The following is a 14,175-nucleotide window of genomic DNA, read 5'->3' on the forward strand; positions in this document are numbered from 1 at the left end:
CTATCTTCAGTTGTTGATGCGGACGGTCAGCTTGTAGTCGCAGGTGTCATGATTGACCTCTTCGGCCACAAGAGTGCAGGTGGGGCTGCTACCGGTGCCGTCAGATTTCATGAAATGCCGGCTATAGCCCGAAGCCTTGCATCCGGGCGCCGGGTCGGTGAAGCTTGGTCCTTCTGCATATATCGTCAATTGACACGACTTATAAACACCGTTGTCGGAATAGCGGTACCGGGCAATCATTGAACGCAGATACGTATCGTCTTCTGCCTTTTGTGTGAGAATGCCTGTTGCACCATTCGCAATCGTCGACGGTCGCGTACATTTTCCATCGGGATTGCAGGCGCCTTGCGTATAATTGATGGATTTGCCCGCATTATTGATCCAGTTCACTGTGATCTGGTTGTCAGCCAACGCGGCTGACGCGGAGACCAGCGAAACTGCCAGAATTGAAAAACGAAGCATGCTCTTTCCTCCATTAGTTGCCACTTATGGAACATAAAGCGAACGCAGCGAATGAGGATAAGTTTGGGGTGGATGACGTCGATCTGCGAGGAGCCAGCTTGGTGAAAAAGAAAGCTCTAATTAAAATTTGAGCGGATTATTTAGTAATCTCTTAATATTTCGGGCTTACGAGGATGCACATGGTGGGTTTCCGCGCGTTACGCGGCAACAGGCATGATGCCGCTCCACCATGCCGGTAATCCAAAAGCCCGGCCTGTCCCTCAGATTGTTTTTCCCAAGGGGCAAAAAACTATGGCAAGTCTTCTGACTAATTCTTCCGCTCTGACCGCTCTCCAGAACCTCGCTTCGACGAACCGGGCGCTGGAAACCACTCAGGGCCGTATTTCCACCGGTCTGCGCGTTGGCGAAGCCGCCGACAATGCTGCTTACTGGTCGATCGCGACCACGATGCGTTCCGACAACAAGGCAAACTCTGCCGTTCAGGACGCTCTGGGCCTCGGCGCCGGCAAGATCGACACGGCTTACACCGCCATGAACAAGGCGATCGAAGTCGTCGACAAGATCAAGGAAAAGGTTGTTTCCGCGATCGGTTCGAGCGCTTCCGACAAGGAAAAGATCCAGTCCGAAATCAAGGTCATGATCGACCAGTTGAGCAGCACCGCCAAGGGTGCGAACTATGCCGGTTCGAATCTGCTTGCAACGGACACCGCTGGCGCGGCAGCCGGCTTCAGCGTCGTATCGTCCTATGACCGTGCATCTGACGGCACCGTCACGGTTGGCAAGATCGACGTCGACACGTCCAATCTCGTTCTGACCAAGGCTGACGGCACCGCCGGCGGCGTTCTGGTTGACGTCATGGCAATCGACGTTAAGGCTGCAGCTGACGACGCCGCAATTGAAGCTTTCCTCGGCACCATCGAAACCGCAATGGGCAAGATGGCGAACGGCGCAGCTGAACTCGGCGCAGCAAAGTCCCGCATCGACATGCAGAAGGATTTTGTCTCGAACCTGTCCGACTCCATCGAAAAGGGCGTTGGCCAGCTCGTTGACGCTGACATGAACAAGGAATCGGCACGTCTGTCGGCTCTCCAGGTTCAGCAGCAGCTCGGCGTTCAGGCTCTGTCGATCGCCAACTCGTCGAGCCAGTCGATCCTGTCGCTGTTCCGCGGCTAATCGATAACTGAGCTAGCATGGGAGCGCGTCCCGAAATGAGACGCGCTTCTGCAACGGGCGCCGGGTTGCCGGCGTTCGCGAGTTCTCAGGCAAATCAGGGGTTCGCATCCGAACCGACCTGATCGGATCGGATGTCTTTGGGCGGAAAACGGGGCGCGGGATTCATTCCGCGCCCCAATTCTTTTCGCTGTCTCTGAAAGCGCCTGCTTTCATCAGCCGCCACTTTCGCGCAAGCTTCGCGGGCTAGGTTGCGTCCATCATTATGGCGGTGGTGTGGATGCAGCAGAATTTCCAGCAATTGATCGAACAGCTCAAGGCTACGCTTGGCAAGCTCGGCGCGCGAAAACTCGTGGCGCTCGGACTTGTGGGCGCGGCGCTCATGGCCGCGATCCTCTACACAAGCATCTATCTGGGCCGTCCGTCCTATGAAACGCTTTATGTCGGCCTTTCGCGTGACGATGTGAACCGCATGGGCCTTGCGCTCGGCGAGGCAGGCATCCCGTTCGATGTGAAGGCCGACGGCTCGTCCATTCTCGTCCCCATCGGCAAGGCGGAAAATGCCCGCATGTATCTGGCCGAAAAGGGCCTGCCGACATCGAACAATGCCGGTTACGAGCTGTTCGACAATATGGGCTCGCTCGGCCTCACCTCGTTCATGCAGGAAATCACCCGCGTGCGCGCGCTCGAAGGCGAAATCGCCCGCACCATTCAGGCCATTCGCGGCGTGAAGGCCGCCCGCGTCCACATCGTTCTGGCCGAAAAGGGTTCATTCCGTCGCGGCGACCAGAAGCCGTCGGCCTCGGTCGTCATCCGCGCTGAAGGCGGCTTCGCCGCCGAATCCGCCCAGTCCATCCGCCAGCTGGTCGCCGCCGCCGTTCCTTCGCTCGATGCTTCCGCCGTGACCGTCCTCGACACCAATGGCCGCCTGCTGGCATCGGCTGGCGAAGCCGCCAATGGTGCCGCGCTCATGACCGCCTCGCTGGAACAGCAGGTCGCAGGCAATGTGGACGACAGCATCCGCAAGGCGCTGGCGCCCTATCTTGGCATGGGTCATTTCCAGACCAGCGTTCAGGCCGTGCTCGATACGGACCGCCGCCAGACCAACGAAACCATCTTCGATCCGGAATCCCGTGTCGAGCGTTCGGTGCGCGTTGTCCGGGAGAGCGGCGATTCCCGCAACAACCGCAACGACCACGCAACCGGCGTCGAACAGAACATTCCGCAGGAAGAAATCCAGAACCGCAACGGCGAAAGCTCGACCGAAAAGACCGACCGCCGTGAGGAACTGACCAATTATGAAATGAACAGCAAGACGGTTTCCACCGTCAGCGACGGCTATACCGTCAAGCGCCTGTCCATCGCCGTGGTCATCGATCAGGCGCGGCTTCTGGAAACCGCCGGCACCACGCCGCCGCCCGCCAATTTCGTGGACCAGCAGATCGCGAAGATCCGCGACCTCGTGGCAACCGCCGCCGGCCTCAACGCGGATCGCGGCGACGTCATCAACGTGACGGCGGTGAACTTCCTCGATCCCGCCGGTGCCGACATGGAGCCGGTTTCCACGCCGTGGACCGATACGGTGCTCCGCCAGAGCGGTTCCTATGTCAATGCGCTCGCCATTCTTGCCGCTGTCGGTCTGCTGATCTGGTTTGGCCTGCGTCCGCTGCTGCGTGACCAGAACGCCAACCCGACCGGAACGGAAGTCGCTATCCGCGAGACGGGTGAAGTGGCGACGCCGAATTTCGTCGGCGCTCAGGCGGCAGGTGAAGGCGTACAGGCCGTCATCGGCGGGCCGGAAGCCTATGCCGACCAGATGAAGACCAGCCTGAGCGATCTTCGCCAGCGCATGCGCATGCCCGCCAAGCTGCGCCTTGAACAGATGATCGACATGGACGAGGAGCGTGTCGCCGCAGTTCTCAAGCAGTGGATTCACGAAACCGCCGCCAGCCGCGAGGCCCAACCGTTGAGGGAGCCGGCCGCAAAGGCTTCGGTCATGCCGGAGCTTGAGGCGGCCTGACGATGAGCGCGCTTTCCCTCAGCCGTTATCTTCCCGATTTTTCGACCCATCATATCGGTGATGAGGCGGTGGAGATCATTGCCGCGCCTCTGCCGCCGAAACCGCTGAAGGAAACGCCTGCGTCGCCAGCCGTGAGCGAAACGCCGAAGCGTACGGCCCCCGTTGAGAAGCCTGTTCAGGCCCAGCAGGCGGAAGTTGCCGCCATTATCGCCGTTGAGGAAGAAAAGCGCGCTGCGTTTGAAGCAGGGCGAGAGGATGGTCACAAGGAAGCCCAGACACTCTACGAAGCCGAGAAGGTGCGGCTTCTGCGTGAGCATGAGTCCGAGATCGAAACGCTGCGCGCCGCATTCTCGCGTGAGCAGGCCCTGCTCCTGGCGGGGAGCTTGACCGAGGCTTTGACCGCGCTGGAGCGCAATCTTTCGGGCCAGATCGCCGATATCCTGATGCCATTGCTGGCGGAAAAGATGGAACGCGAGGCGGTCGCCGAATTTGCGCGGCGCATCGCGGCGTTGGCGCTTGACGGCGAAGCACCGGAAATCGCCGGTCCCGCGCGGCTGATTGCGCCGCTCGGTCAACACGCCGCCCTGCTGCCTTCCGGCTGTCGGTTTTCGGAAACCGGCGCTGACGAACTTTCCTTTTCCTTTGGCGATCGGGTGCTCGAAACGCGCATCGCGCCGCTTCTTGAAGAATTGAAGGCTGCGGTTCAATGAACATCGATCCCGAAACCAAACGCGAGATCATCATTGTGCGCCGTGGCGGGCATGACGACCATGACAGCCATCATGGCGGCGTGTGGAAGATCGCCTATGCCGACTTCATGACCGCGATGATGGCCTTCTTCCTCGTCATGTGGCTCATCAATGCCGCCAATGAGGAAACCAAGGCGGCGGTTGCCAGCTATTTCAATCCCGTCAAGCTGATGGACCGGCATTCCAGTCCCAAGGGCGTGCAGGATGTCGAGGAAAAAGACGGCAAGGTTCGCTATGAAAGCGACCAGCAGATCGAAAACAGCACCAAGGTCATCAACGATACGACCGTCGCGCCGCCAAGCGAACAGGAAGAGCGCCAGCTTTTCCGCGAACCCTATGCCGTCCTTTCGGAACTTGCCCACGAGACAGGCGTCCTGCAGAACCAGTCCGCCAAGGGCGATGGCGGCACGTCGCAATCCGGTCCCGCAACGGGTGCCGAGGGCGGCGAAGCCTATCGCGATCCGTTCAGCCCGGACTATTGGTCGAGCAAGGCTGTCGGGGACCTGACACCGCCCGATGCCGCACCTGCGGCTCCGCCCAAGCCGGAAGCGACCCAGCCAAAACCGGAGGAGGCCGCAAAGCCTGCGGAAGCGCCAGCAGAAACGCAGGAACAGCTCATCGCCGATCTGAAAAAGGCGGCTGAAGGCGAAACCGCGAAGGAAGGTGCGGCGGCGAAGAAAGCCGAGCCGATGCCCGACGTGACGGTGGTTCCCGTCGATGGCGGCGTGATGATCCAGCTTACCGACAAGATCGACTATGGCATGTTCACCATCGGCTCGGCGAAACCCGACGCCCGCGTGGTGCAGATGCTGGAGCGCATCGCGCAGGTGATTTCCCGCCAGCCCGGCGAAGTCATCATCAGCGGGCATACCGATGCGCGTCCGTTCAAGAGCGCGACCTATGACAACTGGCGTCTCTCTTCGGCGCGCGCGCAGATGGCCTATTACATGCTGGTTCGCGGCGGGCTTGACGAAAAGCGCGTGCTGCGCGTGGAAGGCTATGCCGACCGCCAGCCCAAGAACACCAGCGATCCGAATGCGGCTGAAAACCGCCGCATCGATATTTTCCTCAAGTCCGCACCATGAGGCAGCTTGTGAGGCGCTCACTTCTGGCGTGTGTCGCAGGCCTTTCCCTGATGGGAGCGGCGTATCCGGCTTCTGCGCAAACGCAGGCACCCGCCGGGACCCGTACGCTGCCGGTGCTGGAGCCTTACAAGCTCGTGCGTTCGCTGCGCATGTTGCAGGATCAGGTTGTTGCCGGAAAGCCGGAAGCAGTCGTCATGCTCAACAAGCTTCTGGGCTTCGTCAGCGCGGATATGGGGCGAGCGCCTGACGACGTCTGGAACGATCCTCAAAACGTCTATGCGGCGATCATCTATCTCTTCAACGGGGGCAATCCGGAAGCGGTGCGCAAGGTTCTTGCCGACCTCAAGACCGATGCCGTGCCGCCGGAACTGGTCAAGGGCGCATTGGCCTATGCTTCCGGCCAGACGATTGAAGTGGTGAAGCTTTTCTCGGTTCCGCTGTCGCCTGATGTTCCGGCGGAACTGAAGGCATCCATCATACTCGTCACCGCAAGCCAGATGACCGCCTTCGATCCGGCGACTGCCTTGATGCGGCTCGATCAGGTGCGGCTCGATGCGCCGGGCACCTTGTTCGAGGAAGCGGCGATCCGCCGGTCGATGCCGATTGCGGCGAAGCTCGGCGATGTCGACAAGATCAGGCTTCTGGCGCGCAACTATCTCCAGCGCTTTCCGCGTTCGCCCTATATGCGTGATTTCATGGCGCAATTTGTCGGTGCGGCGCTGAAACTCAACGACCGTATCGGCAATGCGGAACTGGCGAAGCTGATCGGCTCGGCTGATCCGGTGATGCAATATTCGCTTTATCTGCAGATCGCGCGCGGAGCGCTTGTCGATGGCCAGACGGAGCGGGCGCGTTTTATGTCGGCAGAGGCGAAAAAGCTTGCCGACAGGCTGAAAACCGACCCGACCCGCGCAAATCTCTATGCGGCGGCAAGCGATGTGGCGTCGGATTCAGCTGGCAGCGCGCTGCGGGAACTGTCGCAGATTTCGCCCGACAAGCTGCAGGAGCCGGACCGCAAATTGCTGAAGGCCGCCGAAGCGGTCGGTACGCTCGTCACCCGCACGCCGGATGCATCGCCACCCGCAAAATCGGCTCTCACCGAACAAGACGTGCCGCCGATGGCAGTAGCGAATTCGCAGGAAAACCGGGCGGAAAAGCCGGTTGCGAACCCCGCGCCAGCCCCGATGGCCGTCAACTTGAAGCCCGTCAAAAACCTTCCCGAAGGTGATTTGCAGAAAACGATGGAAGATGCGCGGCGCAAGCTTGCCGAAATCGATGCCTTGCTAGGAAAGACCGTTCAATGAGCGTTGATATTTTGCTGAATTCCACCAGCCGGCTGGCTTCGCTCGCCCGAAATTCCGGTCCGTCGCAGTCAAAGGCGGCGGGCTCGGAGCAGGAGCCTGCCGAACCGGCAAGCGTGTTCAGCTCGCTTCTCGAAAGGCCGCAAGGCAAGGTCGAAAAGCAGGATGAAAACGAAGCCGGGTCCAGCGCGGACGAGACTGAAGCGAAGGATGAGGCAGCGCCAAAACCGGTCGCCATTTTCGCTTTGCCACAAAATCTCCTTTCTTTGGCCGGTTCTTCGCCGGATTTGAAGGGGCCAAATCACAATTTTGCCACAGGAAATATCGCGAAAAACGACAAAAACGCTCCCGATCCGCTTTCTGCCTTAATCAAGGAAGCAGACCCGGAAGGGGGCGAGAAGCAGGCTCGCGAACTGCCGACTGCACAGCTTGAGCCGAAGAAGGGGCAAGCCCCGGCGACGCCTTCGGCCAGCGCCAAGGCGGAGCAGTTTATCGCTCCTGACGCATCGAAGGCGACCGGCGGCAATCGGAGCGAAAATGCCGCCGACGATCTCGCCAGTCCTTTGAATACGAACAGGGGAAAGCCGTCGCAGCAGCAGTCCTCGGTGGCCGACAGAACGGATATCCAGCCGCAGCAGCCGACAGCGAAGGGTAATGCACCCGCAGACGTCAAGGCAGCCACCACGCCATCGCAGGGCGCGGCGCGGATCGCCGACATTCAGGTGGTTTCCGAACGCAGCTTCGGCCCGGTCAAGACCTTGCAGATCAGGCTCGATCCCGCAGAACTCGGGGCGGTGACGGCGCGCATCCGCGTGGCGTCGGAGGGGGTCGAGGTGCATCTCGTCGCTGAAAAGACCCATGCGGCGGAAGCGCTCGCCGCCGACCGCTCGATGATCGAGAAAGCCCTGAAAGCGGCTGGGGTCGCGGACGATGCGAAAATTTCCGTGACCGTCACCGACCGCAACGCGGCGGGCGCGGTGCAGCAGGCGCAGGCATCGCATAATGCCGGCCAGCAGCAGGCGAGCGGCCAGCAACATGGCCAACAATCGGGCCAGCAGCAGGCTTTCAGCATGCAGCAGGGTTTTGACGGACGAAACGGGAGCGAGACGCAGGCGGGTCTCATGGGCGGCGAGGGCAGGCGGAATGACGAATCCGGTCAGGCAGGACGCGAGCGTTCGGACAGGCAAGCGGCGCAGGATGGCGGGAACGGCGTTTCTCGCAATAACGACCGCAACCGCGGCCTGGTTGTCTGATAGCCGCCCGGCTCGCGCCGAAAACGTCTGCGAACGTGAGATGCACCGGGCATCCGCCCGCTACGATGTTCCGCTCGGCATTCTCTACGCGGTCGGGCTGACGGAGACAGGCCGCAAGAATTCCCTGCAACCCTATGCGATGAACATCGAAGGACGCGCCGAATTCATGCCGTCGCAGATGGCGGCGGTGCGGCGTTTCGACGAGGTTCGGGCCGAAGGCGCGAAGCTGATCGACCTCGGCTGCATGCAGATCAACTATCATTATCACGGCAAGGAATTTCCATCGGTCGCCGCGATGCTAATGCCGAGCCTCAATGTCGACTATGCGGCACGTTTTCTCAAGCAGCTTCGGCAGCGCGAAGGCAACTGGACGATGGCCGTCGCGCGCTATCATGCAGGGCCGAATAACGACCCCGCCCAGAAGCGTTACGTCTGCCGCGTGATGACGAATATGGTCGCCACCGGCTTCGGAAACTGGACGCCGCAGGCGCGAAGCTTCTGCTCCGGCTGAACTGCAAGCCGGGAAAATTTACAGGTTGTAACAGGTGGACGGGTGCACGCATGATGTGGGCGCTCAATCAAGGGTTGTGCAGCCTTTCGGAACCTGTTACAGCGGCCCGAATTTTAAGCCCTTGTAAAGAATCGTTAAAGTTCGTGAGCCGTTAACCTCCGGTTAAGGTTTGAACGCGTATGAGGAGAGGCGCGTTGCAATCAATGCGATTCCCATTAATTTAGCATATACTAAAATGCCTCCCAATTTATTGCGGGCAACTTATTGCCATTGTTGCTGATTCCTCCCGCCAGTTATTGCTAGCGTGCTTGGGCTAACATATTGATTCGGAAGGCGGGCCGATGATCGTTGTCGTAGACGACAGAGATATTGTGACTGAAGGATACTCCTCCTGGTTCGGTCGCGAAGGCATCACGACAACAGGTTTTACCCCTACCGATTTCGATGAGTGGGTGGAGAGCGTTCCACAACAGGACATCATGGCTGTCGAAGCCTTCCTGATCGGCGAATGTGCCGATCAGCATCGCCTCCCGGCCCGGATTCGTGAACGCTGCAAGGCGCCCGTGATCGCCGTCAACGACCGCCCGTCTCTGGAACATACGCTTGAGCTGTTTCAATCAGGCGTTGACGATGTCGTTCGCAAGCCGGTGCACGTGCGTGAAATCCTTGCACGCATCAATGCGATCCGCCGCCGCGCAGGCGCGTCCGCCGCTTCCAACGACAGCGGCACCGAGCTTGGCCCGATCCGTGTATTTTCCGATGGCCGCGATCCGCAGATCAATGGCGTCGATTTTCCGCTGCCCCGCCGCGAGCGCCGCATCCTGGAATATCTGATTGCCAATCGCGGCCGCCGTCTCAACAAGGCGCAGATTTTCAGCGCGATCTACGGCATCTTCGACAGCGAAGTCGAAGAAAACGTCGTTGAAAGCCATATCAGCAAGCTGCGCAAGAAGCTGCGGGAGCAGCTGGGTTTCGATCCCATCGATTCCAAGCGCTTCCTAGGTTACTGCATCAATATGGAATGATATTGCTGCGTCTTCCACTTTCCCCAGTATCGCGCTTTCGAGCCAGCTACGGATTTCCGAAACCGCGCCAGTCTCTTCAGTAATCCCTTCAGTAAAAGCGTAAAAAATCCCGAGGCTACAGTTTCACGCAAGCGTGGTCCATTAGCTTTACCGCGGATGGGTGGGTCGGTTCGCCGATTCCATCGCTGGATTTTACGGATTCCGGCCCCGAACTCTCGGATTTTGGCCGGTTATACAAACAATGGTGCTACAACCAATCAGGAGCTGCCAATGAGCCTCTACGGTATGATGCGGACCGGTGTTTCAGGAATGAACGCGCAGGCGAACCGCCTGTCGGCGGTCGCTGACAACATCGCGAATGCAAGCACCGTCGGTTACAAGCGCGCCGAAACCCAGTTTTCGTCGCTGGTTCTGCCCAGCACCGGCGGACAGTATAATTCCGGCAGCGTGCTGACCAATGTTCGCTACGGCATTTCCGATCAGGGCGGCATTCGGTCCACATCCTCCACCACCGACCTTGCCATCGATGGCAACGGCTATTTCGTGGTGCAGGGCGCAGACGGCTCCACCTTCCTGACCCGCGCCGGTTCGTTCGTTCCAGACAAGAATGGCAATCTGGTCAATTCAGCCGGCTATTATCTCCTGGGCGCTGGCCCGAACGATCCCGCCGGCGCGCTGACGATCCCCGGCCTGAACATCATCAATGTCAACAGCGCGGCCCTTCCGCCGGAAGGCAGCACGTCGGGCACCTTCACCGTTAATTTGCCGTCTAGCGATCAGGTTCCGGCTAACGGCGAGTTCAACCACAAGACCTCGCTGATCTCCTATAACGACAAGGGCGAGAAGATCACGCTCGACGTCTATTTCAGCAAGACCGGCGCGGACGAATGGAGCGTCACGGTCAAGAACGCAGCCGACAATCAAGTGGTCGGCGGCCCGACGACGCTGACCTTCGATCCGACGACGGGCGCGATGACGTCTGCGGGCGACGTCACGGTCGATCTCGGGCCTTATGGCGGCCAGAGCCTCAGCCTCAATCTCGGCGCTTCGACCCAGCGCGCCGGCGACTACACGATCTCGCAGGCGCAGATCAACGGTCAGGCGCCGTCCGCGGTCAAGGGTGTGGATGTGGCCAATGACGGTTCGGTCGTCGCCATCTACGAGAACGGCACGCAGAAGGTTCTGGCGCGCATTCCGCTCGCCAATGTCGCAAGCCCGGACCGCATGACGGTGGTGAGCGGCAACGTGTTCCTGCCGAGCGCTGAATCGGGCGATGTCCGCCTCGGTTTCCCGCAGAGCGAAGGCATGGGCAAGGTCATGTCCGGCACGCTGGAGGAATCCAATGCCGATATCGCGCAGGAGCTGACCGACATGATCGAGGCGCAGCGCAGCTATACGGCCAATTCGAAAGTCTTCCAGACCGGCTCCGAACTGATGGACGTGCTGGTCAACCTGAAACGATAAACCGGACCGTTCCGGGGAGGGGTGAAAAGCCTTTCCCGGAACTGGTGGATTGAATTTGACGTTTGCTCGGGACCTCTATCCGAGGAGCGCAAATGTCGGAATCAGACCACCAGCATATTGAGAATAAGGACCGTTCGGGCAACGGGCACGGTCCACGCACGATGGGGCAGTTCCGATAGCAGCGGAATTATCAGTGGCTTTCCAGGTGTTTGTTTTAGCCGCATTTCCGGACGCGAGACCGCATCGCGCCTATCGGGAATGCACTTGTAGGATGGGGTAAGATGTCGCTTAGTTCTGCTCTTCTGACGGCCAAAAGTTCGCTTGCGGCAACGTCCAAGCAGACCTCCGTTGTCTCTCGCAATATTGCGGGTGCCAACGATCCGGATTATTCCCGGCGCACGGCTTCTCTCGTATCGGGGCCTTACGGGTCGCTCTACGTGGGTATCAGCCGGTCGGCGGATGAGGCGTTGTTCAACAAGTTCATCCAGTCCAACAGCACGGCTTCCTCTTCTTCCATTCTCGCAGGCGGGCTCGACCGCCTTTCGTCGCTTTATTCGGCTGACAATTATTCCGGCTCGCCCGCATCGCTGATCGCCGATCTGCGCGATGCGCTCCAGACCTACGCGGCATCGCCTTCCAACAGCGCGCTCGGCGACAGCGTGGTTTCGGTAGCGCAGTCGCTCGCCAATGCGCTCAATGCCGGAACCAAGCAGGTCCAGTCGCTGCGCAACGATGCGGACCGGGAAATCGCGGATTCCGTCGCCAACATCAATGACCTTCTCGCCAAGTTTGAAAAGGTCAATCAGGAGATCGTCGGCGGCACGCGGGCCAATCGCGATGTGTCCGACTATATGGATCAGCGCGATGCGATCCTGAAGCAGCTTTCGGGCGAGATCGGCATCACCACCATGATGCGCGGCGACAATGACATGGTCATTTTTGCCGAAAACGGCGTGACGCTCTTCGAGACGACGGCGCGCAAGGTGAGCTTCGAGCAGTCGACGGTGCTGGCGCCGGGCATTTCCGGCAAGGCGGTGCTGGTGGACGGCGTTCCGCTCAACCACGAGACGTTCGACCAGCCTTATGGAACGGGACGGCTCAGCGGCTTGCTGCAACTGCGTGACCAGATCGCGCCGCAATACCAGATGCAGCTTGACGAGATTGCGCGCAATCTGGTGTCGATCTTTGCGGAAGGCGACGATGGACTTCTTGTCTGGTCCGACCCTGCCGGGCCGAAAAATGCCGGGACGATCCGGGTTTCATCGAGCTACGTAACGTCGGAGGGCGGCAGTCCGACAAAGCTGCGCGATGGGGTCAACGGTCAATTCAACCCCGGCGGCGCTGCCGGTTTCAGTGATCGTCTGCGGGCGCTCAATGAGGCATTTTCCGAGCCGATGGCGTTCGATCCGGCAGCGGGTCTGGCCGCGAATTCCAGCCTGATCGACTACAGCGCGTCATCGATCAGCTGGCTCGAAGGCAAGCGCCAGAAGGCCAATAGCGAATTCTCCTACAATGCGACGGTTGCCACTCAGGCAGATGCAGCCCTCTCCAACGCCAACGGCGTCGATATGGACACCGAAATGGCGCTGCTTCTCGATCTTGAACATTCCTATCAGGCATCGAGCCGGGTGCTGACCACGATCAGCGCAATGCTCGACGATCTTCTCAACGCGGTGTGAGGCCAATGAAAGCGCAATCGATTTCCACCTACGGCGCAACGTCAGCCCTCCGGGCACTGGTCGCGAAGAACAAGGCCGAGATGTTGAAAGCCCAGCAGGAAGCGACCACGGGAACCGTGTTCGATGTCGGGCTGTCGCTCGGCTCGAAATCCGGGCAGACCGTGTCCTTGCGCAAGGAATATGACCGGCTGAGCGTGCTGACCGACATGAACAAGCTGGTGCAGCAGCGCATGAATACGACGCAGTCCGCTGCCGGCACGATCATCGAGAACACGCAGAACTTTCTGGGCGACCTGACGGGCGCCAACAACACCGCCGAAAGCGCCGCCACGATTGCGAAATCGGCAAAGTCCATTCTCAATTCCGTCACCGGCCTGCTCAACACCAGCTATAATGGCGAATATATCTTCGCCGGCGTGAACACCGATGTGAAGCCGGTCGCCGACTATACCGAAGGCAGCGCCGCGCAGACGGCGGTGCGCCAGGCATTCCAGAACCATTTCGGCTTCGCCATCGACGATCCGCAGGTGGCGAACATCACCGGCGACGAAATGACGGCCTTTCTCGACGGCGACTTCGCCCAGGAGTTCAACGATGCAAACTGGGCCGCGAACTGGTCCGATGCATCGGATACGGTCATCAAGAGCCGCATCTCGCCAACCGAAACCGCCGATACGTCGATCTCGGCCAATGCCGCCGGTTTTCGCAAGACGATCATGTCGGCGGTCATGGTGGCCGAATTCGCAACCATCGGCCTCAACAGCCAGGCTTTCGAAGCCCTGACTGAAAAGGCCATGCAGACCACCACGACTGCCATCACCGAAACGACCTCGGAACAGACGACGCTCGGTCTGGCGCAATCGCGCACGCAGGCTGCAACGACGCGTATCGTGGCGCAGCAGAAGATACTGAACCAGTCGGTGCTCAATCTTGAGGAAGTCGATCCTTATGAAGCGGCGACGCGCGTCAACGCGTTGAAGACGCAGATCGAGACTTCCTATTCGCTGACGGTTCAGCTGCAGAATATGAGCCTGCTCAACTATCTTAGATAGTTAAGGGGAGGGGCGGCAGCATGATGCGAGCCCGTCCGAACTGATAGACGGAGACACCATGTATCAGATGCGCTACGAAGATGTCATGAATGACGACATGGCGAGCGCCAGGGAACGGGAGCGGGCGCTGTTCGACCGTTCCATCGCAATGCTCGAACTGGCGAGGGAAAACGGCAGCGGCTCGCGCGAGGGGATCGACGCGGCCTATTTCACCACGAAGCTGTGGACCACGATCATCGACGACCTCGGATCGGAAGAAAACGTGCTGCCGAAGGAACTGAAGGCGGCCATCATTTCCGTCGGCATTTTCGTGCTGAAGGAAATCGAGCGCATCCGCCAGGGTGAAAGCAACGATTACGCCACGCTGATCGAGATCACCCAGTCGATCCGGGATGGGCTTTGAG

Annotated in this window: 13 protein-coding genes; 12 read left to right on the forward strand and 1 reads right to left on the reverse strand. The window is 59.8% G+C overall.

The features are described from left to right. Positions 1-6: 6 nt before the first annotated feature. A complete protein-coding gene (locus J9800_RS17685) occupies positions 7-462 on the reverse strand; it encodes a hypothetical protein (protein WP_114216407.1) in 456 nt (151 codons plus the stop codon). A gap of 291 nt (positions 463-753) precedes the next feature. Here J9800_RS17685 and J9800_RS17690 point away from each other — a divergent pair, with 291 nt between their 5' ends. The 12 genes from J9800_RS17690 to flaF all read left to right on the forward strand — a co-directional run bounded on the left by J9800_RS17690 (position 754) and on the right by flaF (position 14,174). Further along, positions 754-1,635 (forward strand): flagellin N-terminal helical domain-containing protein, encoded by an 882-nt coding sequence (locus J9800_RS17690; RefSeq protein ID WP_114216406.1) that lies wholly within the window; start codon positions 754-756, stop codon positions 1,633-1,635. A gap of 262 nt (positions 1,636-1,897) precedes the next feature. Beyond that, positions 1,898-3,652, forward strand: a complete 1,755-nt coding sequence (gene fliF, locus J9800_RS17695; protein ID WP_114216405.1) for a flagellar basal-body MS-ring/collar protein FliF — start codon at positions 1,898-1,900, stop codon at positions 3,650-3,652. 2 nt (positions 3,653-3,654) lie between these two features. Further along, on the forward strand, positions 3,655-4,362 hold the full coding sequence (locus tag J9800_RS17700) for a hypothetical protein (RefSeq protein ID WP_114216404.1): 708 nt from the start codon (positions 3,655-3,657) through the stop codon (positions 4,360-4,362). After that, complete coding sequence (locus J9800_RS17705) at positions 4,359-5,486, forward strand: flagellar motor protein MotB (protein ID WP_114216403.1); 1,128 nt, start codon at positions 4,359-4,361, stop codon at positions 5,484-5,486. Before J9800_RS17700 ends, J9800_RS17705 begins: the two co-directional genes overlap by 4 nt. After that, complete coding sequence (locus J9800_RS17710) at positions 5,483-6,790, forward strand: chemotaxis protein (protein ID WP_114216402.1); 1,308 nt, start codon at positions 5,483-5,485, stop codon at positions 6,788-6,790. The genes J9800_RS17705 and J9800_RS17710 overlap by 4 nt, the downstream gene beginning before the upstream one ends. After that, positions 6,787-8,040 carry a flagellar hook-length control protein FliK gene (fliK, locus tag J9800_RS17715; protein WP_114216401.1) on the forward strand — a complete coding sequence of 418 codons (1,254 nt, stop codon included), beginning with the start codon at positions 6,787-6,789 and terminating at the stop codon, positions 8,038-8,040. The genes J9800_RS17710 and fliK overlap by 4 nt, the downstream gene beginning before the upstream one ends. Further along, on the forward strand, positions 7,985-8,551 hold the full coding sequence (locus tag J9800_RS17720; protein WP_114216400.1) for a transglycosylase SLT domain-containing protein: 567 nt from the start codon (positions 7,985-7,987) through the stop codon (positions 8,549-8,551). The genes fliK and J9800_RS17720 overlap by 56 nt, the downstream gene beginning before the upstream one ends. A 341-nt stretch (positions 8,552-8,892) precedes the next feature. Continuing rightward, the gene (gene ftcR / locus J9800_RS17725; protein ID WP_114216399.1) at positions 8,893-9,576 is read left to right on the forward strand and encodes a flagellar transcriptional regulator FtcR; all 684 of its coding nucleotides are present in this window, start codon (positions 8,893-8,895) and stop codon (positions 9,574-9,576) included. 270 nt (positions 9,577-9,846) lie between these two features. Then, positions 9,847-11,040, forward strand: a complete 1,194-nt coding sequence (locus J9800_RS17730; RefSeq protein ID WP_112592006.1) for a flagellar hook protein FlgE — start codon at positions 9,847-9,849, stop codon at positions 11,038-11,040. 281 nt (positions 11,041-11,321) lie between these two features. After that, a complete protein-coding gene (flgK, locus tag J9800_RS17735) occupies positions 11,322-12,719 on the forward strand; it encodes a flagellar hook-associated protein FlgK (RefSeq protein WP_114216398.1) in 1,398 nt (465 codons plus the stop codon). Between the two features lie 5 nt (positions 12,720-12,724). Then, on the forward strand, positions 12,725-13,771 hold the full coding sequence (locus J9800_RS17740; RefSeq protein ID WP_112592009.1) for a flagellar hook-associated family protein: 1,047 nt from the start codon (positions 12,725-12,727) through the stop codon (positions 13,769-13,771). 58 nt (positions 13,772-13,829) lie between these two features. Then, positions 13,830-14,174, forward strand: coding sequence for a flagellar biosynthesis regulator FlaF (flaF, locus tag J9800_RS17745; RefSeq protein ID WP_112592011.1), 345 nt, complete (start codon positions 13,830-13,832; stop codon positions 14,172-14,174). The last annotated feature ends 1 nt before the right edge of the window (position 14,175 follow it).

The sequence above is a fragment of the Ochrobactrum sp. AP1BH01-1 genome (assembly GCF_018066705.1).
GTDB lineage: Bacteria > Pseudomonadota > Alphaproteobacteria > Rhizobiales > Rhizobiaceae > Brucella.